Raw genomic sequence first — 20782 nt, forward strand, 5'->3', positions numbered from 1 at the left:
GTGGTGTCGTATATGCAGGAAGTTCGTCAATGATCTGAGAAACTGGAACACGTGATTGTCATCGCTTGCCCTGGACAGGGCTCTCAGACCCCTGGCTTTTTGAACGAGTGGCTCGAATTGCCTGGCGCCCGCGAGGCGCTCGGTGTAGCGTCAGATCGCGCCGAAGTGGATCTGATTCAACACGGAACCGTTAGCGACGCTGACACGATTCGCGACACCGCTATCGCGCAGCCGCTGATCGTGGCAGCGAGCCTTCTCGCTTGGAGGCAGCTATCTGCACTGACTGCACTGAACGGTGCAGGCGTAGCGGGACACTCTGTTGGCGAGTTCGCCGCGGCTGCGGTCGCCGGAGTGCTGAGCGAGGGTGATGCCCTACAGCTCGTGGGTGTGCGCGGTCGCGCGATGGCCGAGGTCGCTGCCCAGGTCGAGACTGGCATGGCAGCGGTTGTTGGTGGTGTTGAAGACGATGTGCTCGCGAAGATCGATGCGCACGGACTCACCCCCGCAAACCGCAACGGCGGTGGCCAAATCGTCGCTGCTGGTGCCCTGTCGGCGCTTGACGCGCTCGCGGAAGACACCCCTCGTGGTGCACGCGTCATCAAGTTGCAGGTTGCCGGTGCGTTCCACACCTCGTACATGGCGAGTGCGATCCCGACCCTTCAGACAGCGTCTGACGGTGTCGTAGCGGCTGATCCTGACCGCCCACTGTGGACCAACAGCGACGGTTCCCTGGTGACCAGCGGCCCGGATTACGTGAGGCTGCTGGTCTCGCAGGTCGCCAACCCTGTGCGCTGGGACGCGTGCATGGCGAGCTTCCGAAGTGCCGGTATCACCGGCCTCATCGAACTTGCGCCCGCTGGCGCGCTCACCGGGATCGCCAAGCGTGCGCTGAAGGGTGTTCCCACCGTCGCCGTGAAGACCCCAGCAGATCTTGAGGCAGCGGTCGCGCTCGTCGCGGACGCCGCCTAACCGAAAGGAACTCGCAGATGGCTCAACTGAATCAGCCCACCGGGCCCGCTTTTACGCGGTTGCTCTCCGTGGGAGCTGCACGCGGAGAACTGAACGTTCCGAACGAAGACATCATTGGTCCCATTGATTCCTCTGACGAGTGGATCCGCCAGCGGACCGGCATCATTCAGCGCCGTCGCGCCGGTGCAGACGTTGAGGCGGTTGATCTCGCGGTCGCCGCAGGTGAAGAGGCCATTGAGCGTTCGGGACTGAAGCGCGAAGACATCGACGGTGTCATCATCTCGACGATCTCAAACGTTGCGGTGACCCCCTCGATGGCCGCGCTGGCAGCATATCGCCTCGGGCTCACCCCCGCCGCCGCGTTTGATATCTCTGCAGCTTGTGCCGGTTACGTGTATGGCGTTGCCCAGGCCGATAGTCTCGTGCGATCCGGAACCTGCAAAAACGTGCTGGTTATCGGTGCCGAGAAGCTCTCTGAGATCATCGACCCCACCGACCGCAGCATTTCGTTTTTGCTTGCCGACGGTGCGGGTGCGGTTGTTGTTGGGCCGAGCGACCACACGGGGATCGGCCCGACCGTGTGGGGTTCCGACGGTGAGAAGTGGGACGCGATCAGCGTCACCTCCAAGTTCCAGGAGTACCGCCACGGCAACGGTGAGATCCCGTGGCCCACGCTGCGCCAGGACGGCCAGACCGTGTTCCGCTGGGCAGTGTGGGAGATGGCGAAGGCCGCGCGCCGCACGCTTGAGGAGTCCGGTGTCGAGGCCTCGGACCTCGCGGCGTTTATTCCACACCAGGCCAACATGCGTATTGTTGACGAGTTTGCGAAGCAGCTGAAGCTGCCCGAGAGCGTTATTGTCGCCCGCGACATCGAAATGCAGGGCAATACCTCGGCGGCCTCGATCCCGCTCGCAATGCACGCACTGCTTGAGGAACACCCCGAGCTTTCGGGCGGCCTCGCGCTCACGATCGGCTTTGGCGCCGGACTCGTGTATGGCGCACAGATCGTCGAATTGCCGTAGCGGAACCTCGACACTGACTACAAACCCGTAGAATCTTCCAGAACCTAACACAAAGGAGAAACAGAATGGCATTCAGCAACGAAGAGGTACTCGCGGGACTCGCGGAGCTCATCAACGACGAGACCGGTATCGCGGCTGACGTTGTTGCACTCGACAAGTCCTTCACCGACGATCTTGACATCGACTCAATCTCGATGATGACCATCGTCGTCAACGCAGAAGAGAAGTTCGACGTGAAGATCCCCGACGAAGAGGTCAAGAACCTCAAGACCGTTGGCGACGCAGTCGACTTCATCGTTAAGGCTCAGGCCTAGCTTTATTATCGGGAGGCGGGAATACCCCGCCTCCCAACACACCCTCTTTATTCATCGGACCACACGATCACGCGGAGCACATACACATGACGAAGAAGATTGTCGTTACTGGTATCGGCGCGACGTCGCCCATTGGCGGCACGGCCCGAGAGAGCTGGGATGCGCTGCTCGCAGGCGCCTCCGGTGCTCGCACACTTGAGTACGAATGGGTATCTCAGTACGAGCTGCCCGTGCACTTCGCCGCTGAGGCGATTGTGCGACCAGAAGAAGTACTTGCCCGGCCTGTCGCAAAGCGACTCGACCCGTCAGCTCAGTTCGCTCTGATCGCCGCGATGGAGGCTTTTGCAGACGCGGGCTCCCCCGAACTTCCCTCAGAGCGTCTCGGCGTTGACTGGGCCACCGGTATCGGTGGGCTATGGTCGCTGCTCGATGCCTGGGACACACTCCGCGAAAAGGGCCCGCGTCGCGTCATGCCGCTGACCGTGCCCATGCTGATGCCCAACGCGCCCTCGGCTGCGGTCTCCATGCACTTCGAGGCGCGCGCGTACGCTCGCACGGTTGCATCGGCCTGCGCCTCAAGCACCGAGTCGTTGGTCAACGCTTACGAGCACCTGCAGGCTGGCTACGCCGACGTCGTTATCGCGGGTGGTTCCGAGTCCGCGCTCCACCCGATTACGCTGGCCGCGTTCTCATCGATGCAGGCACTATCAAAGCGCAACGACGATCCTGGTACCGCTTCACGGCCGTACTCTATCGACCGCGACGGCTTTGTGATGGGCGAGGGTGCTGCCGCGCTCGTGCTTGAGACCGAGGAGCACGCGCTCGCTCGTGGTGCCCGCATTTACGCCGAGATCGCCGGCGGTGGTGTGACCGCCGATTCATACCACATCACGGCCCCGAGCCCGAGGGTAAGGGTGCAAGCCGCGCTGTGCGTATGGCACTGTCGCAGGCCGGCGCGTCGGTCGATGAGGTCACTCACATCAACGCGCACGCCACATCAACCCCAACTGGCGACATCGCCGAATACGGTGCCCTGCGTTCTATCTTTGGCGATCGGGTTGACTCGATTCCGGTCTCGGCAACCAAGGGTGCAACGGGTCACCTGCTCGGTGGCACGGGCGCGCTCGAGGCCGTGTTCACGGTGCTCGCGGTGCAGAATCGTGTCGCTCCCCCGACCATCAACATCTCCGAGCAGGATCCCGAGATCCCGCTCACTATTTCAGGTCAGCCGATTCCGCTCGGTGATGGGCCGCAGCTGGCCATCTCGAACTCGTTTGGGTTCGGTGGGCACAATGCTGTGGTAGCTATTCGCTCGGTCGATTAGGGATCAGCGAGCCGCAACAAACTGCAACGGCTTCATGCTTCTCAGCGCTACGCGCTACCTTAGAAGCATGAAGCCGTTTTTGCTCGTGACCTCGCGCGGTGAGGATGACGTTGCTGCCGAAGAGCACGCTGCCTACTGTCGGTTGACGGGCCTGCTCCCCGAAGAACTTGTATGGTGCCGAATTGATAGGGAACCACTCGGCAACATCGACTTCTCGGAGTATTCGGGCATCATTCTTGCGGGCAGCCCCTTCACTGTGAGTGAGCCGAACGAGCGTAAGTCTGCGACGGAACTGCGGGTGGAGCGTGAGCTCGCCGCTCTGCTCGATGAAGTGATTGAGCGCGACTTTCCCTTTCTCGGGGTTTGTTACGGGATCGGCACTATCGGCGCACACCAAGGTGCGCGGGTTGATCGAACCTTCGGTGAACCATCGCAGGCCGTACGTATCACGCTCACTACCGAGGGGCGCATGGATCCGCTGTTCCGCGAACTACCCGGCTCCTTCGACGCCTTCGTCGGCCATAAGGAAGCCGTGAGCGAGGTGCCCTCCAGTATTACGGTGCTGGCAGGATCCGCGACGTGTCCGGTGCAGGCGTTTCGAGTCGGGCGTAATGTATATGCGACCCAGTTTCACCCTGAGTTGGACACCGCTTCGTTCACAGATCGTGTGCGCACCTACGCACACCACGGTTACTTCGACCCGGTTGAGGTTGAAGCGATCGTGGAGTGCGCCGAGCGAGCTGACGTGCGTGCGTCTCACATGGTGCTGGGGCGCTTTATCGAGGAGTACCTGGCTTCGCTTCCCTCATTTGGCTATTCTGCCTATTCGAAGAGCGCCTGAGCCTAGCCTGCGTAGTGCGAGAACATAAACCAGCGATCTTTGTCGAGTTGCTGAGCAATCGCAATAACGATGTCCTGGCTTACCGGATCCAAATCGTCAAGACCCTTCACGGCCTTGTACACCGTCTCGATTACTGCGTCGAGCTGAGCAACAATCTCGCGCACCGTAACGTCCGACCGCTGAAATCCGTCCGTGAGGATCGGTGTTGTGGTGCGCGCCGCAACAGTAGAGATACGAGCGTCAACAGGAAGACCCAGCGCAACGATTCGCTCCGCGACGGTGTCTGATGCGTCCTGCGCATGCGCTACGATCTCGTCCAGGAACTCGTGCACGCCAACAAAGTTCTCGCCACGGACATGCCAGTGTGCCTGCTTGCCGTTGACCGCGAGTGCGACGAGGTCGTGCACAACAGGACTCAGAAACTGAGCAACTCCGCTCGGGCGACCGAGATCACCCTGTGCGGCTGGGACTTGAATCTGCTTGGTGGCCATTGAGAACTCCCCTTCTTCGGTCGGTCATTCGAACTACCTCAACGGTACGCGTATGTTCTGTGACGGCGCAAGCAAGGCGAGGCTAGGCTAATCAGCATGAGGGAGGTGCCACGCACGCTACGTGTAGCTTGTTTGAGGCGTACACCACTAGTCGTCCGTGGGTTCAGCAGCTTCTTCTAAAGCAGAAGCCCCGGACTGCGGGTGATACTTTGCGAGACCGAGCACACCAGTCACCGCGAGTGCGCCCGAAACTATGAATCCGATGACGGCCCAGAGCGGTGCCCCCGCCGCCTCGCCGAGCACAATGATGCCAATCAGCACAGCAACAATTGGGTCGATGACGGTAAGCCCCGCAACCACGAGATCGGGTGGGCCCGACGAGTAGGCGTTTTGCACAAAAACCATGCCGAGCAGGGCACCCACGATCAGGGCAGCAACACAGGTCCAGGTGAGCCATTCAAACTCGCCCTGCTGTAGCCGACCGAGCACCACCTTCGCGAAAGTAGCCACAAAGCCGTAGAGCACTCCCGCACCAACAATATAAATCAGCGCAATGCCCGCATGACGGAACAGCAAAAAGAGAACCAACGCAGCAACCAGCACACAGCCGAAAGTGATCAGAATCACAATCAGCTTGGTGTCGGTGACCTTGCTGTCTGAGGTAGTGAAGGCCGCGATCGTCACGAAGATAACGATGCCGGCAACGGCGAGCCCAATTGAACTCTTGACTCGTTTGTCGAGTTTTACCCCGCTTATGCGAGAGTTGAGGATCGAAGTTATTACCAACCCAACAACACCAATTGGTTGGACGATGATGATCGGTGACAGCGAGAGTGACGCGATCTGAAACACCACTGCGAGGCCCAGAAACGACGTGCCGATGACCCAGGAGGGTCTTTTCAACAGGCTCACAATGTGGTTGAACGAGAGCCCAGCCCCTGCGCTCTGCCCAACAATACGTTCAACTTTGTTGAGGCCGCGAGACTGATACTGCGCTCCAAATGCGAGCAGCACTGCCCCTACGAGCGCCAGCGGAATCCCCAAGAACTGTTTGGGGTCGAGTGTGGTCACATCGGAGAGGTGAGCGGTGAGTTCAAACACGAGCGTCTATCCTCGCATCAGTTCAACGAGGCGCAAAGCCGCTCGGGGCACCTCGTCGTTCACAATAATCTCGTCAAATTCCTCGGCAGACGCAAGCTCAACCTTGGCTGTTTCAAGGCGCCGGGTGCGCTCTTCCTCGTCCTCAGTGCCTCGCCCGACAAGGCGATCTACGAGCTCATCCCAACTCGGAGGTGCCAGAAACACAAGTCGTGCTTCGGGCATGCTCGCACGCACCTGGCGCGCACCCTGCAGATCGATTTCCAAGAGCATCAACTCGTTAGCCTCGCCCGCCGCGAGCACGGGTCCGCGCGGCGTGCCGTAGCGGTACTTGTTGTGCACGGTGGCCCACTCGAGCAGCTCGTCGGCTGCGAGCATACGGTCAAATCCCTCATCGTCAACGAAGAAGTAGTGCTGTCCCTCGACCTCACCAGGACGAGGCGGTCGGGTCGTCGCAGAAACCGACAGCCGCACCTCGGGGTAATGATCGCGGATGTAGGCTGCAACGGTTCCCTTGCCAACCGCGGTGGGCCCGGCGAGCACGGTCAACGGCGGGCGCTCACCCGCGGGAATCACGCCGAGCCGATCCCGAACAAACCCTTCAATGCGCTCGCGCTGCAGCTTGCCAAGACCGCCGAGGCGTTTCTTGTCTGAGATATCAAGACTATCCAGCAGGCGGACCAGCTTTGTAGCACCGATTGCAGGAAACGACAGCAAGAAGTCGGTGATGCGAAGTGTCGCCGCGGGAGTACCCGGAACAAGCGACTGCTCAAGCACCCGCAACGGAGAGATCTCACCACTTCGCAGGCGCTGTTTCAGATCTGCACGAGCGCGTCGTGCAGCGATCGCTGCACGGTTCGCCGCAATACGATCCACCTCTGGCATCGCCGCCGCGTTTGAAGCAGTGCTGCTCGTCATCGTTATCCCTTCGAAACCGTCAGGGCTGTTGCGATTGTTTCCGCTCGAACACGAACGCGCTCGGCAAGCCCTGCGGCTCCCCCAGCTAATACGCTGCGCGACTCACTAGCAAGAAGCGCCCACCCCAGCCCACCAAATGTGTGAGCCGCATCTTCAATTCTTGCACCCTGATAGCCAAAACCGGGTGCGAGTACTGGGAGAGCCGGTTTTGCAGGCGGCAGTGTCACGTCGATGCCGAAGTCAATAAGGTTCAGCGTCGCGCCAAGCACGACGCCGATCGAGTTGACATGAGTGTCGTGTGGCGACTTGAAAGCGAGTGCGTCATCAACCACGGCTTGCGCGACCATGCGGCCGTCCTCCCGCACAGCACGCTGTACCTCGCGAGCCTCCGAGTTGGAGGTCGCTGCGAGCACAAACAGGCCCTTGCCGTGGTCACGCACCAGGTCGAAGGCACCCGACAGACTACCAAAGCCCTGGTATGCCCCCACAGTCATCGCGTCGGCCTCAAGCGGGGATCCCGGGGTCAGCCAGGCTTCGGCGTACGCCGCAAAGCTCGAGCCGATGTCGCCACGCTTCACGTCGGCGATCACGAGCACTCCGGACTCACGCGCATCGGCAAGTACCCGCTCAAGTGCGACGTACCCAGCTGAACCAAAGCGCTCGAAAAACGCGATCTGCGGCTTTACACACGCGGCGACTCCCGCTGCGGCTGCGACAACCTCGCGGCCCATCCGCTCGGCTCCCGCGGCGGCATCGTCGAGACCCCAGTCGGCGAGTAGGGGCGCATGCGGGTCGATCCCCACGCACAGGTGCCGCTTGGCCGCCAGTTCGGCGGCCAAGCGATTCGAGAACGTCTCCATGCTTACGCGCCCACGGTCTGTGGTGCCAACAATGCGGCATCACGATCAGCCTGATACTCCTGCAGCGACTTCACGTCGAAGCCCGCGCTCTGCGCAGAGATCGCGCCAACGGCGGCAGACAGCTCAGAAACCGTCGTAAAGATCGGCTTGTCAGCGGCAACCGCGGCCGCGCGGATCTCATAACCGTCTGCGCGCGCGTCGCTGCCGGAGCCCGAGGGTGTGTTGATGATCATGTCGACCTCACCGCTGTTGATGAGGTCAACGATCGTCTCACCCTCGCTGTGTTTCGAGTGCTTGCGCACGGTCTCAGACTTGATTCCGTTTCGCGCAAGCACCACTTGAGTACCCTGGGTTGCGAGGATCCGGTAGCCAAGCTCCTGCAGCCGCAGCGCGGGCAGCACGATGGCGCGCTTATCGCGATCCGCAACCGAGAGGAACACGGTGCCCGAGGTTGGCAGTTCGCTGCCCGCGGCCGACTGGCTCTTGGCGAACGCCGTCGGGAAGTCGCGGTCCATGCCCATAACCTCGCCGGTCGAGCGCATCTCGGGACCGAGCAGCGAATCTACAACAAGGCCCTCGTGCGTGCGGAAGCGTTTGAACGGCAGCACCGCTTCTTTCACAGCGATCGGCGCGTCAATAGGAGTGCGTGATCCGTCACGCTCAGGCAACAGACCGAGGTCGATGAGCTGCTGAATAGTCTCGCCTGCCATCACGCGCGAGGCCGCCTTAGCGAGCGGGATCCCGAGCGCCTTTGACACGAACGGCACGGTACGTGACGCCCGCGGGTTTGCCTCGAGCACGTAGAGCACACCCTGCGCAATTGCGAACTGCACGTTCAGCAGGCCGCGCACGCCGAGACCCGCGGCGATACCGTGGGTGGCCTCGCGCACGCGGTTGATCTGATCGTGACCGAGGGTTACGGGTGGCAGCGTGCAGCTGGAGTCACCCGAGTGCACACCCGCCTCTTCAATGTGCTCCATGATGCCGCCGACGTACAGCTGTTCGCCGTCGTAGAGCGCGTCAACATCGATCTCGATCGCATCGTCGAGGAAGCGGTCAACAAGCAGCGGGTGGCCGGGGCCGACCAGCGCGTGGCCCTCGATGCGGTCGAAGTAGCCGTGCAGCGAAGCCGTGTCGTACACGATCTCCATGCCGCGGCCACCGAGCACAAACGACGGGCGCACGAGCACCGGGTAGCCGATCTCTTCGGCGACGCGGATCGCGCCATCCTTGTCGATGGCAGTGCCGTTGCGAGGCGAGGCGAGACCGGCCTGCTCCAAAATGCCTGAGAACGCGCCCCGCTCCTCGGCAAGGTCGATTGCCTCTGGGGTGGTGCCGAGAATCGGGATCCCCGCGTCCTTCAGCGGCTGCGCGAGCCCGAGGGCCGTCTGTCCGCCGAGCTGCACCACCACGCCGAGCAGTTCACCCGAGGCCTGCTCTGCGTAGATAACCTCGAGCACATCTTCGAGCGTCAGCGGCTCAAAGTAGAGGCGATCGCTCGTGTCGTAGTCGGTCGAGACCGTCTCGGGGTTGCAGTTGATCATGATGGTCTCGTAGCCCGCTTCAGAGAGGGCAAACGAGGCGTGCACGCAGGAGTAATCGAACTCGACACCCTGGCCGATACGGTTCGGGCCGGATCCCAAGATCACGACCTTCTTGCGATCGGACGGCGTGACCTCGGTCTCGAGGTCGTATGAGGAGTAGTGGTACGGCGTGAGCGCCGGGAACTCCCCCGCGCAGGTGTCGACGGTCTTGTAGACGGGGCGCAGCCCGAGTCCGTGGCGCAGGCCGCGAACCTCGGACTCCGAGATGCCGCGAATCGCCGCGATCTGCACGTCAGAGAAGCCGTGATCCTTCGCCTCACGCAGCACCTCGAGGGTAAGCAGCGGCGCGGTCTTCACCATCTCGGCGACCTCGTTGATCAGCACAATCTGGTCGAGGAACCACGGATCAATCGCCGTCTCGGCGAACACCTGGTCGATCGTAGCTCCCAGGCGCAGCGCCTGCTGCACGTCGACGATGCGGCCGTCGGTCGGGCGGCCGATCGTGGAGAGCAGGTCCTCAACAGAGCGCGTCTGCTCGCCCCAGTGGAACGAGCTGCCGCGCTTCTCAAGCGAGCGCAGCGACTTCTGCAGCGCCGTCGTAAAGTTACGGCCAATCGCCATCGCCTCGCCCACCGACTTCATGGTCGTGGTGAGGGTGTCGTCGGCGGCCGGGAACTTCTCAAACGCAAACCGCGGTGCCTTCACAACCACGTAGTCGATCGTCGGCTCGAAGCTCGCCGGGGTCTTCTGCGTGATGTCGTTCGGGATCTCGTCGAGGCGGTAGCCGAGGGCCAGCTTCGCGGCGATCTTCGCGATCGGAAAGCCGGTGGCCTTCGAAGCGAGTGCCGACGAGCGCGAGACGCGCGGGTTCATCTCGATGACGATGATGCGCCCGGTCTTCGGATCGATCGCGTACTGAATGTTACAGCCGCCGGTATCAACGCCCACCCGACGGATGATGTCGATGCCGATGTCGCGCAACTTCTGGAACTCACGGTCGGTCAGCGTCAGCGCGGGCGCCACGGTGATCGAGTCACCCGTGTGCACGCCCACCGCGTCGACGTTCTCGATGGAGCAGACGACCACCGTGTTGTCGGAGGTGTCGCGCATGAGCTCAAGCTCGTACTCTTTCCAGCCGAGGATCGACTCCTCGAGCAGTACCTCGGTGGTCGGGCTGTAGTGCAGACCGTCACCGACGATGCGCACGAGTTCTTCTTCGGTGTAGGCGAAGCCCGAGCCGAGGCCGCCCATCGTGTACGAGGGGCGCACGACCAGCGGGTAGCCCAGGTCCTTAGCGAATTCTTTCGCCTCTTCAAGCGTGTGTGCGATGTGTGAGCGAGCAACGTCTGCGCCCGACTCGATCACGAGATCCTTGAAGATCTGGCGATCCTCACCTCGCTGAATCGCTTCGACCTTCGCGCCGATCAGCTCAACATTGTGCTTCGCGAGGATGCCCTTGTCGTGCAGCTCGATCGCCGCATTGAGTGCGGTCTGGCCGCCGAGAGTCGGCAGGATCGCGTCGGGCTTCTCCTTGATGATGATCGACTCGATCACCTCGGAAGTGATCGGCTCGACGTAGGTCGCGTCGGCGAAGTCGGGATCGGTCATGATCGTGGCCGGGTTCGAGTTCACGAGGATCACGCGGACCCCCTCCTCGCGCAGCACGCGGCACGCCTGGGTACCGGAGTAGTCGAACTCGCAGGCCTGACCGATGACGATCGGGCCGGAGCCGATAACGAGAACTGAATTAATGTCTGAGCGCTTGGGCATTAGTTTGCGTCTCCCGTGGTGGTACTGGTGGTCGCGGAGCGGTTCGCTACCAACTCGCGGAATCTGTTGAAGAGGTAGAAGGCGTCGTGCGGGCCAGCCGCTGCCTCGGGGTGGTACTGCACGGAGAACGCGGGGATGTCGAGGCACTCAAGCCCCTCCACGACTTGATCGTTCAGACTGTAATGGCTGACCTGCACACGACCGAAGCCCGCGGGTGACTCGGACTCGCCCTCAATCGGCACGTCAACAGCAAAACCGTGGTTCTGCGCCGTGATCTCGACTCGGCCAGTGCGCTTGTCGAGCACGGGCTGGTTGATGCCGCGGTGACCGAAGGGCAGCTTGTAGGTATCGAAGCCAAGCGCGCGACCGAGCAACTGGTTGCCGAAACAAATGCCGAAGTACGGGATTCCCTCGCGCAGCATCTCCTGCAGCAGTTTGACCTGTGCGTCAGAGGCTGCAGGATCACCCGGGCCGTTCGAGTAGAAGAGTGCGTCGGGCTTGGTCGCGCGAATATCATCGGCGGTGCTTGTCGCGGGAAGAACCGCGACATCAAAGCCGTGCTCGGCAAGGTACTGCACTGTGGCGCGCTTGATGCCGAGGTCGAGTACGGCGATCGTGCCGACACGCTCGATTCCCCCTGCGACAGGGACGTTGTAGGGCTGGGGGGTGGTGACCTCACCCGAGAGGTTCTTCCCGGCCATGCTGGGCTGCTCCCGCACGAGCTGCAGCTGATCCTCGTTGGAAAGCCCTAGTTTGTCGCCCGAGAACACACCGGCGCGCATGGCACCGGCATCACGGATGCGACGGGTGACCGCGCGGGTGTCGACACCACAGATTCCAACGACACCGTCCGCCAAGAGATCTTCGTCGAGTGAACGCTCGGCGCGGAAATTCGAGACGCGGCGCGCGGGGTCACGCACGATAAAGCCCGCAACCCAGATCTTGCGCGATTCCATGTCGGTATCGTTGACACCCGTGTTGCCAATGTGCGGTGCCGTCATGAGAACGATCTGACCCGCATATGAAGGATCGGTCAGCGTCTCCTGGTAGCCGGTCATGCCGGTCGAAAAGACCACCTCGCCGAGGGTCTGCCCGGTTGCACCGTAGGCGCGGCCGTCGAATCGGGTGCCGTCCTCAAGTACCAAAACCGCTGCACCTGTTGGCACTGCAGCAGCCGGCGGCGCCGTAACTTCGATCGTGTTGGTATTCACGCATCCTCCTGGGTGGTGTTATTGCTAATTTTGTTGATCGCTTCTGCGAAGGACTCTTGTTCGTTCACATTCGCAAAGCGGAAACTGGATTCGAGTTCGCGTGGTTCTGTATCGGGTGAATTGGCACGCCACACGAGCAGCGAAAGGCCGTCTTGCTCGACAAACTTGCCCACTCTGCCGCTCGCAGTCGCACAACCGAGCACCTGATCTGCTGAGATGTGCACGGGGTTTTCGCCTGTCACCTCGATCGAGACCGCGTCACTCCGCACCGTGAGATTCGCGAAGCCCTTGTATCTCAGGCCCGGAATTGACACTCGTTCCAGCGGAGCACCGACGGGTGTAGTCGAAACGTAGCTCGCCTTCGGAAAGGTCACAATAACCTCACCGCCGGGGCGGATGTGAGCCCCTGCACGGCGGGCTCGCATCGGGAGCGCGCACGCCAGGCCACAACCATGGCGAGCAGCACCACGCCAGCGATCCCGGCCATGAGGAACGCAAAGGCCGTGCGGCTCACTGAGCACTCCCCGCGGTCACGGCGGACATCGCGGCTGCCTCAGCGACCGCCGCGGCATCAACGAGTTCTCCGTCATCGAGTGTTACGTAGCCGTGGCGGATCGTGTAGGCGACGCGGCCAGGCAACTGCATGCCGAGGTACGGCGAATTTACGCTCATACCTCTGAGACTGCCGAGGTTGAACTCGCTGGTGCCGCTCGGGTCTATAAGCACAAGATCAGCGGTCTCCCCCTCCTTCAACGCTGTAGGGTGTCCCTCAAGCAAGCCAATCTGGGCGGGCTTCTGCGAGAGCAGGTTCTCAAGCTCAGCCCAGCTCGCGTGACCCTCTTGGATCAGCGTGAGCAGCGCGATCGGCAGCGCTGACTCGAGCCCAACCATGCCGAACGCCGCCGCGTCCCACTCGCACTCCTTGGCCTCGACCGGGTGCGGGGCGTGATCGGTCGCGACGATGTCGATGATGCCGTCGGCTACCGCCTGGCGCAGTGCTTTCACGTCTTCGTCACGGCGAAGGGGCGGGTTCACTTTGTAGCGGGCGTCGTAGCTGCGCACGAGTTCTTCGGTGAGGATCAGGTGGTGCGGGGTGACTTCGGCGGTCACCGCAACACCACGAGCCTTGGCCCAGCGGATTACCTCGACTGATCCCGCCGTCGACAGATGGCAGATGTGCAGGCGTGCACCGACGTGCTCGGCGAGCAGCACGTCGCGGGCAATGATCGATTCCTCAGCTACCGCGGGCCAACCCTTGAGGCCGAGCTCACTCGACAGGGCGCCCTCGTTCATCTGAGCTCCCTCGGTGAGACGTGGATCCTGCGCGTGCTGCGCAATCACACCGCCAAACGTCTTCACGTATTCAAGGGCACGGCGCATGAGCTGTGGGTCGTGCACGCACTTGCCATCGTCAGAAAAGACACGCACCTCGGCGCGAGACTGGGCCATCGCGCCGATCTCACTAAGGCGCTCGCCCGAGAGGTCTTCAGTGACAGCTCCGATCGGGCGCACGGTGGCGTAGCCCGCAGCGTCACCCAAGGCCTTCACCTGCTCAACGACACCGGCGGTGTCGGCTACGGGCATGGTGTTGGCCATGGCAAACACACTCGTGAAGCCGCCGGCGGCTGCGGCACGGGTGCCTGTCAGCACGGTCTCGGACTGCTCGCCGCCTGGCTCGCGCAAGTGCGTGTGCAGATCCACGAGGCCGGTCATAGCCACGAAACCGTCGGCCTCGATAATCCGTTCACCGTCGCGCGCTTCGAGCGAGGTACCACGCTCGGCGATGCGTCCGTCGACAACACGAAGGTCAATCGGGGTAACGCTCTGGTGATCCGCCCCGCGCTCGGTCAGGTCGGTGGCGAGGCGCACGTTGCGTATGAGTAGATCGGGTGACGCTGTCATGCGGATTCTCCTCGTTCTCCAGAAAGCAGTAAATACAGAGCGGCCATGCGCACCGAGACTCCGTTGGCGACCTGCTCAAGCACGGTCGACCGAGCCGAGTCGGCAGCGCCGGCAGAGATTTCGAGCCCGCGATTCATTGGGCCGGGGTGCATGATGATTGTGCGATCCTGCAACCCCGCAACACGAACGTCGTTGAGCCCCCAGTTGCGTGCGTACTCGCGCTCATTGGGAAAGAAAGCGGCGTGCATGCGTTCGGTCTGAATGCGGAGCAGCATAATGACGTCGGGGTTGGCCTCGCGAATGGCAGCGTCGAGCGAGTGGTAAATCGTGACGGGCCACTCGCGCGTGCCGTAGGGCAGTAGGGTCTCGGGAGCGACGAAGCTGACGTGTGCGCCAAGCACCTTCAGGAGCCAGAGATTCGAGCGAGCAACGCGGGAGTGCATGATGTCACCCACGATGACCACCGAGATGCCGTCGAGATCTCGGCCACGGCTGTTCTCACCAAACAACCTACGCCGCATCGTAAACGCGTCGAGCAGGGCTTGTGTGGGATGCTCGTGGGTGCCGTCGCCGGCGTTCAGCACACCGGCATCGATCCAACCGCTTGAGGCAAGCATCGCCGGGGCACCAGACGCTGGGTGCCGGATCACGACGCCGTCTGCACCGATCGCCTGGAGAGTCTGCGCCGTGTCTTTCAGAGACTCACCCTTGGAGACCGACGATCCCTTCGCGCTGAAGTTGATGACGTCGGCGGAGAGCCGCTTCGAGGCCGCCTCAAACGAGATGCGGGTGCGCGTCGAGTCTTCGTAGAAGAGGTTGACGATCGTCTTACCGCGCAGCGTCGGGAGCTTCTTTACCTCACGCTGCTGCGTTGCCGACATGTCCTCTGCGATGTCAAGGATCAGGATTGCTTCGTCGCGCGTCAACGTGCGCGTGTCGAGCAGGTGCCTCATGAGATGGACACCGAGTCGTCGCCGTCGAGCTCTTCGAGGTGCACGGAGATCCGCTCGTCCTTTGCGCTCGGCAAGTTCTTGCCAATGAAGTCGGCGCGGATCGGCAACTCGCGGTGACCCCGATCGATAAGGGCCGCGAGGCGCACAACCTTCGGACGACCGTGGTCGTTCAGCGCGTCGAGCGCCGAACGCACAGTGCGCCCGGAGAAGAGCACGTCATCAACCAGCACCACGGTTAATCCGTCGATACCGGTGACAGGCATCTCTGTAGGCTGCGAGGGCCGCATTGGATTGCGCGCGAGATCGTCACGGTACATCGTGATGTCGAGGCTGCCCACTGCAACCGGCGTCGAACTGTCGATGCGCGAGATGATCTCTGCGATGCGCTGAGCGAGGATCGTTCCTCTTGTCGGAATACCAACAAGTACGAGGCCGTCGACTCCCTTGTTCGACTCGACTATTTCGTGCGAGATTCGGGTCAGTGCCCGCGAAATGTCGGCGCTTTCTAGCACCGTTCGCGTTTCCTTCATACCGAGCCCCCCTTCTCCGCCTCACGGGACGGTAGTTAAAGAAGTGCTGATGTTCTCGAAAAGTCTAGCGCAGACCAGATACCTCCGTGCCGCAGGACTAAGCCTTCGCGTGATCTGCGATCCGCCCGAGCACACCATTGACGAAACGTGCTGAGTCGTCGGTGGAGTACTCCTTGGCCAGCTCTACCGCCTCGTCGATTGCCACCGCGACGGGCACCTCGGGGTTGTGAAGGATCTCCCACGAAGCCAGGCGCAGAAGAGCCCTGTCGATGTTGGGCATGCGATCCAACGTCCAGGCCTGGGCGTAACTCGAGATCAGTTCATCGATTTCTTCACGATGATCGGTGACTCCGTCGACGATCTCACGAGCATACGCCCAAGACGCAGCACGGTCAGGCTCGTTCGCCGCGCGTTTCGACTCTGCGTGCAGAATGTCAAAGATCGGCACATCGCGAACGTCGGCCTGGAACAGCATGTCAAGCGCCCGCTTACGGGCCTTTGTGCGTGCAGACAACAGTAACGACTAGTCGTTGACGCGGCCGAGGTACTCACCCGTGCGGGTATCAACCTTGACCTTGGTTCCGGTCTCAAGAAACAGCGGGACCTGAATCTCGGCGCCGGTCTCGACCGTTGCGGGCTTCGTGCCACCGGTCGAGCGGTCACCCTGCAGACCGGGCTCAGTGTAGGTGACCTCAAGCACAACAGACGCTGGCATTTCGAGGTAGAGGGCTCGCCCTCGTGCAGTGCGATCTGGACCTGCTGGCTCTCGAGCATGTATTTGGAAGCGTCACCAACAACAACTGCCGAAACGGTGATCTGGTCGTAGTCGGTCTGATCCATGAAGACGAAGTCAGCGCCGTCCTGGTACAGGTACTGGAAGTCACGGCGATCAACGTTGGCGGTCTCAATCTTCGCGCCGGCGTTGTAGGTCTTGTCGATGATCTTGCCCGAGACAACGTTCTTCTGCTTGGTGCGAACGAACGCTCCACCCTTACCCGGCTTGACATGCTGGAACTCGATCACGCTCCACAGCTGGCCGCTTTCTTTGATAACGGTGCCGTTTTTGATGTCGTTCGAGGTTGCCATTCGGTGGTTCTCCGGGTTCTGTCGTTCAAGTTCGATCGCGGGATCGCGCCCACCTATCCTAGCGGGTGATGACCGCGGGCGTGTTGTGGACTCAACACAGAAGTTCTCACGATCGTTCTCGGTACCCCGTAAGCTGCCCTTCATGCACATGCTATTCCGCACCATATGGCACATGCTCTTCGTGGGCCCACGAGGATCCAAGCTGGCCTTCGGCGACTTTTCCCGCTCCCGCTTTCGCGTGTGGCCGACCGATCTCGATCTACTGCAGCACATGAACAACGGCAAGTACCTCTCGGTCATGGATGTTGCCCGCTTTGACTTGATTCAGCGCAACGGCACCATGAAGGTGTTCAAGCGAGAAAACTGGTACCCCGTTGTCGTGGGCCAGACGATTTCCTATCGCAAGTCACTCAATCCCTGGCAGCGTTTCTGGATCGAGTCGAAGATCATCGGTTTCGACGAGCAGGCCGTTTACATGGAACAGCGCTTCGTTCGTCCGGACGCAGACCGTGCACCCGAGATCTATGCGCGTGCTTACGTGCGGGCCAGGATCCTGCGTCGTGGCGGCGGCGTGGTGCCGGTCGCAGAGATCCTAGAAAAGACCGGAGCCCGAGCCGAAGACTTTGATCTCTCCGACGACATCCTCGCATGGGGTCAGGCCACTCGCCTGCCGTCAACTCGCGACGCCGCCGGGAGTATTTGGTAGCCACAGTCAGTTCACGGGCGGCCGCGCCCCGAGGTGCGGGCCCTGATTGCCAATCTCGCGACAGCTGATTCGGATGACTGCTTCGCTCTCGTCAAAGACGTGTCGAGCGGCAAGTCGACCGTCTGCCAGTGCACCCGCCAGCCAGGTAAAGCTTTCAGTATCAACGGGGCGCTCACCGCTCACGATCCGCATCAGCTGCAGCATCAGAATCTCGGGCAGGGAAACATGCGGCCCGTGAGCAAAACCGAGCCCGAGCAACGGCGGTTTCGCAGACGAGGGAACCAGTCGCAGAGTCCAAGTCACCGAAGCACCCTCGGGCCGTGCGACCTCAACTCGCGGCGACGTGACGTCGGGAACCGAATCGAGGATCGTGAAACCGTCAACAGCTTCCGCTGCAAGCAGCAGCGGTTCGTCTCCCGAGAGTGGGCTTCCCTGTTGTGCAGTTGCTCCTCGAAACAGTTCGCGCCAGCGCTCAGCACCGAGTCCATAGGGAGCCATGACCGGAACGAGCGTGGGATCCGCCGAGAGCTTGCTCGCGAGAGCCAGTAGGTTTGCCCCCGCCTCAGCAAAGGCCTCGGGCTCGGGAAGAGCAAGGTGCGAGCGCTGGGCTACGAGGCGAGCCGCCGCAAATGCGCGCTCGAACCGCGACGACTCCGCAGCGGGCAGCGAGGCGAAAGGTGCACCAGCGAGTGCTCCTTCGCGCAGCTGCCTCGCCTTGTCGTCGAGCCAGGCATCAAAACCTACGCCGCTCTGATCGGGGCAGCTTCGGCAGGGCCGTGCTCCGTGAGCGCCGTATCGAGAGTTTCGGCAAGGTCTGGAAACAGCGAGCGCACCAGTCTCAACTGATCATTCTGTGAAGTGTTTTGCATGTCGCCGCCCTTGTTCTCGCCCGTGGTCAGTTCAACGCTACTCGTTCGCGCTCAATAAGATCTTGCAGCACGGCGGGCAGGTCTCGTGGATCGTCAATTCGGCGGCTGCTGGGGCATAGCGTTGGGCCACATCATCGCTGCGAACGCCGATACCGTAGACGTGCACACCGGCTGTGTGCAGCCGTTTCAGCTGGACCGCAGCTGACGCGGGATCGTTCGATCCCCCATCCCCCACAAATATCACGATGCGGCGGCGCTCGATGCCGTCGCTGGTGGCGGCGTTGCCGGTTCGGGATCGGCCAAGCCCCAACTGCTCCGCTGCCTCAGCGAGGGCGGCCGCGTCGTTTGTGGATCCCGAGTGCTGTGAATCGCCGCGACCATGCGACGGCGCACCGCGTCATCGAGCCCGCGCGACAGCGGCTTCACCGTTTCAGCGACGGCGTCGAACACAATGAGTGACGTGCGAATATCGAGGTCAAGACTGATGCCGGCGGTCGACTCCGCGAAGGCGATATCCCGTTCGGCACCTGCGAGCGCCTCCAGCATAATGAGTGCCGCATCCGCAGCCGCATCCGCAACGGGGCCCTGCATCGAGGCTGATCGGTCAATGAGCAGAACGTAGTCGGTACTTCCACTGCGGCGAGTACGCCGTGGCCTGGCACGTCGCCTCACAAACGCATGTGGATTCGGTACACCAGCGTGCACATCTGCGATCACACCCGCGAGCGCCTCAGGGTGAAGCGTATCGCCGTCCTGCTGTGGCAACCGATCTGGAGCGGCGCGGTGTGCGATGCGCTGGACAATGACCTGTGACCATACGTCGCGCATCCGCTCGATTGCTTCAGCAAGCTCGCTAGCACGCTCACGATAGTCGGACTCTCTGCGTGCAGACTGCGACGATCCAGGCCTGCCCCCTGAAGGTTGTACTGTCTCGGAGCCAGCGCTCGCTTGGGCATCGGAGGAGAGCTCGATGTTAGCCTCAAGCAACGCGGTCTGCGACGGCATAGGGGTTGACAAGAAGGTCGTGACGAACCCGGCCTGCTCCGCTGCAAACAGGTCGGATCCTTCGGAACGCTCCTGCCCTTCCCCTCGCCGCGCTCGCTCTGTAGCCGGATCAGGCGCCGAGGTTTCTGAATCAGAGTGCGACTCCCCCTCACCCTGCTGAGCCTCGGCAGAGTCGCCGCCAGCGGCTCCTTCTATACCCTCGGCTGTATCGTCTGTGGCACCCGCTTCCGCCGTATCGGCCAGGCCTCGCTCCGCCGCATCAATCAGGTTGAGGCGCTCGTATGCTGGCAACAGCAGCGCAAGCGCCCTTTCAAATCGCTGCAGGGGCGTGCGCTCGGGATCCGGAGCCAACACACGACGCAGCGGATCGGTGCCTGACCCACCAAGCTGAGTGAGAGCGCGCCACTCCTCGGTCACCTCGGGCGCCACGCCCAGGCCGGGCTGTCTCGCCAACCCAATGTTGAGCAACAACCCAATCCATTGCAGGTGACGTGGCCATTCCAAGAGAGTGTCTGGCAAACTTCGGGTGGCTGCCGCCGCAAGGTCGTCCCGCAGCGCTGGCAAAGCACTCAACAGTTCCGACGCCGCTTGTAGCCGCAGGACCGCGTCAAGCAGCGGCTCAAGACCGGGGCTCTGTTGCGCGATTGAGTCTCGACGTCGCGCGCGATCCGGTGCCGTTTGTCTGAAACGTACACTCTCCCATAGTTGCAGGATCGCGAGCGCGACGGCTTCCTGGTCACTGTGACCACACACGGCGTAGTAGCCGAGCCCAACCTGAATTCCGTCCCGCGTTACCCGCCACTCGGTGTCGTCAGAGATGGTGAGTGGCACACCAACGACTGCTGCGGCCGCGAGCAAGCGCTCACGCAGCAGGTTATTCGTCAGCTGAAGAGTCATGTCCTCACACTACCTGCGAGCGGGTAAGTGGTAGCGTGACGACATGCTCCCGATCGATGCCGACCCGATCCTGTTTGAAGCTCAGCAGCTTATGACGCAAGCCCGCCGTGTGCGAGAGGCACTGCGCTCGCACCCGAACCCAGAACTGCAGCAGGAGCATCTGGAGCTACAGAACCGTCGGGAAGAGCTGTGGTCTGATCCGGCGCATCGCGAGACACTCGATGCTGCTCTCACCGAGCGCGCGGGACTGTTGCGTATTGTGGCGCGAGCCAGACGCGATGCCGAGGAGAACGCGGGCAGGATCGACGCCGCCGACACAGTTGTGGCGCAGGCGATCGCCGACCGCCGGTCGCTGACCGACGGTGAGGCGAAGAAAATTCAGCAGCTGCGGAGCTCAGAGTCGAATCATTCGGCTTGGAAAGCTGAGATCACAACCGAGCGCGTCAGGGACAGCGTGCTCACCGCGCTCGGA

At 62.0% G+C, this 20782-nt stretch carries 20 protein-coding genes and 2 pseudogenes; 6 read left to right on the top strand and 16 right to left on the bottom strand.

The annotated features are described in order from the left end of the window. The first annotated feature begins 51 nt into the window (after positions 1-51). The 5 genes and pseudogenes from G7066_RS07575 to G7066_RS07595 all read left to right on the top strand — a co-directional run bounded on the left by G7066_RS07575 (position 52) and on the right by G7066_RS07595 (position 4470). Positions 52-969, top strand: coding sequence for an ACP S-malonyltransferase (locus G7066_RS07575; protein ID WP_166330167.1), 918 nt, complete (start codon positions 52-54; stop codon positions 967-969). A gap of 17 nt (positions 970-986) precedes the next feature. After that, positions 987-1991: a beta-ketoacyl-ACP synthase III gene (locus G7066_RS07580; protein ID WP_166330169.1), complete on the top strand. Its 1005-nt coding sequence runs from the start codon at positions 987-989 to the stop codon at positions 1989-1991. Positions 1992-2056: 65 nt separating this feature from the next. Continuing rightward, positions 2057-2305 (top strand): acyl carrier protein, encoded by a 249-nt coding sequence (locus G7066_RS07585; protein WP_017794148.1) that lies wholly within the window; start codon positions 2057-2059, stop codon positions 2303-2305. Positions 2306-2391: 86 nt separating this feature from the next. Then, positions 2392-3629 (top strand): annotated as a pseudogene (locus G7066_RS07590) (beta-ketoacyl-[acyl-carrier-protein] synthase family protein). Between the two features lie 67 nt (positions 3630-3696). Beyond that, positions 3697-4470 carry a glutamine amidotransferase gene (locus tag G7066_RS07595; RefSeq protein WP_166331973.1) on the top strand — a complete coding sequence of 258 codons (774 nt, stop codon included), beginning with the start codon at positions 3697-3699 and terminating at the stop codon, positions 4468-4470. Between the two features lie 2 nt (positions 4471-4472). On the opposite strand, the gene G7066_RS07600 is transcribed toward G7066_RS07595, so the two are convergent. From G7066_RS07600 to efp, 13 genes and pseudogenes are all read right to left on the bottom strand, one after another. After that, complete coding sequence (locus tag G7066_RS07600) at positions 4473-4961, bottom strand: Dps family protein (RefSeq protein WP_166330171.1); 489 nt, start codon at positions 4959-4961, stop codon at positions 4473-4475. A gap of 147 nt (positions 4962-5108) precedes the next feature. After that, on the bottom strand, positions 5109-6062 hold the full coding sequence (locus G7066_RS07605) for a DMT family transporter (protein ID WP_205881399.1): 954 nt from the start codon (positions 6060-6062) through the stop codon (positions 5109-5111). A 6-nt stretch (positions 6063-6068) separates the two neighbouring features. Continuing rightward, entirely contained in the window at positions 6069-6977 is a 909-nt protein-coding gene (gene gmk / locus G7066_RS07610; protein WP_166330173.1) for a guanylate kinase, read from the bottom strand. 2 nt (positions 6978-6979) lie between these two features. Next, on the bottom strand, positions 6980-7837 hold the full coding sequence (pyrF, locus tag G7066_RS07615) for an orotidine-5'-phosphate decarboxylase (protein WP_166330175.1): 858 nt from the start codon (positions 7835-7837) through the stop codon (positions 6980-6982). Positions 7838-7839: 2 nt separating this feature from the next. Continuing rightward, positions 7840-11151 carry a carbamoyl-phosphate synthase large subunit gene (carB, locus tag G7066_RS07620; protein WP_166330177.1) on the bottom strand — a complete coding sequence of 1104 codons (3312 nt, stop codon included), beginning with the start codon at positions 11149-11151 and terminating at the stop codon, positions 7840-7842. Beyond that, positions 11151-12362, bottom strand: a complete 1212-nt coding sequence (gene carA / locus G7066_RS07625) for a glutamine-hydrolyzing carbamoyl-phosphate synthase small subunit (RefSeq protein ID WP_205881400.1) — start codon at positions 12360-12362, stop codon at positions 11151-11153. The genes carB and carA overlap by 1 nt, the downstream gene beginning before the upstream one ends. Beyond that, a complete protein-coding gene (locus G7066_RS07630) occupies positions 12359-12736 on the bottom strand; it encodes a PH-like domain-containing protein (RefSeq protein ID WP_166330179.1) in 378 nt (125 codons plus the stop codon). Before G7066_RS07630 ends, carA begins: the two co-directional genes overlap by 4 nt. Then, positions 12733-12876, bottom strand: coding sequence for a hypothetical protein (locus G7066_RS07635; RefSeq protein WP_166330181.1), 144 nt, complete (start codon positions 12874-12876; stop codon positions 12733-12735). Before G7066_RS07635 ends, G7066_RS07630 begins: the two co-directional genes overlap by 4 nt. After that, positions 12873-14264 carry a dihydroorotase gene (locus tag G7066_RS07640; protein ID WP_166330183.1) on the bottom strand — a complete coding sequence of 464 codons (1392 nt, stop codon included), beginning with the start codon at positions 14262-14264 and terminating at the stop codon, positions 12873-12875. Before G7066_RS07640 ends, G7066_RS07635 begins: the two co-directional genes overlap by 4 nt. Further along, the gene (locus tag G7066_RS07645; protein WP_166330185.1) at positions 14261-15217 is read right to left on the bottom strand and encodes an aspartate carbamoyltransferase catalytic subunit; all 957 of its coding nucleotides are present in this window, start codon (positions 15215-15217) and stop codon (positions 14261-14263) included. The genes G7066_RS07640 and G7066_RS07645 overlap by 4 nt, the downstream gene beginning before the upstream one ends. Then, on the bottom strand, positions 15214-15747 hold the full coding sequence (gene pyrR, locus G7066_RS07650) for a bifunctional pyr operon transcriptional regulator/uracil phosphoribosyltransferase PyrR (protein WP_166330187.1): 534 nt from the start codon (positions 15745-15747) through the stop codon (positions 15214-15216). Before pyrR ends, G7066_RS07645 begins: the two co-directional genes overlap by 4 nt. Before the next feature lie 97 nt (positions 15748-15844). Next, positions 15845-16261 (bottom strand): transcription antitermination factor NusB, encoded by a 417-nt coding sequence (nusB, locus tag G7066_RS07655; protein ID WP_166330189.1) that lies wholly within the window; start codon positions 16259-16261, stop codon positions 15845-15847. A 9-nt stretch (positions 16262-16270) separates the two neighbouring features. Beyond that, a pseudogene (gene efp / locus G7066_RS07660) lies at positions 16271-16833 on the bottom strand (elongation factor P). Between the two features lie 172 nt (positions 16834-17005). Here efp and G7066_RS07665 point away from each other — a divergent pair. Next, positions 17006-17539 (top strand): acyl-CoA thioesterase, encoded by a 534-nt coding sequence (locus G7066_RS07665; protein ID WP_244302811.1) that lies wholly within the window; start codon positions 17006-17008, stop codon positions 17537-17539. Positions 17540-17545: 6 nt separating this feature from the next. Here G7066_RS07665 and G7066_RS07670 read toward each other — a convergent pair whose 3' ends face one another. The 3 genes from G7066_RS07670 to G7066_RS15980 all read right to left on the bottom strand — a co-directional run bounded on the left by G7066_RS07670 (position 17546) and on the right by G7066_RS15980 (position 20310). Further along, on the bottom strand, positions 17546-18037 hold the full coding sequence (locus G7066_RS07670) for a hypothetical protein (protein WP_166330194.1): 492 nt from the start codon (positions 18035-18037) through the stop codon (positions 17546-17548). Positions 18038-18279: 242 nt separating this feature from the next. Beyond that, a complete protein-coding gene (locus tag G7066_RS16975; RefSeq protein WP_280116142.1) occupies positions 18280-18408 on the bottom strand; it encodes a hypothetical protein in 129 nt (42 codons plus the stop codon). Positions 18409-18648: 240 nt separating this feature from the next. Further along, positions 18649-20310, bottom strand: coding sequence for a vWA domain-containing protein (locus G7066_RS15980; RefSeq protein ID WP_244302812.1), 1662 nt, complete (start codon positions 20308-20310; stop codon positions 18649-18651). Positions 20311-20782: the final 472 nt, after the last annotated feature.

It is taken from the genome of Leucobacter coleopterorum, assembly GCF_011382985.1.
Classification (GTDB): Bacteria; Actinomycetota; Actinomycetes; order Actinomycetales; family Microbacteriaceae; genus Leucobacter; species Leucobacter coleopterorum.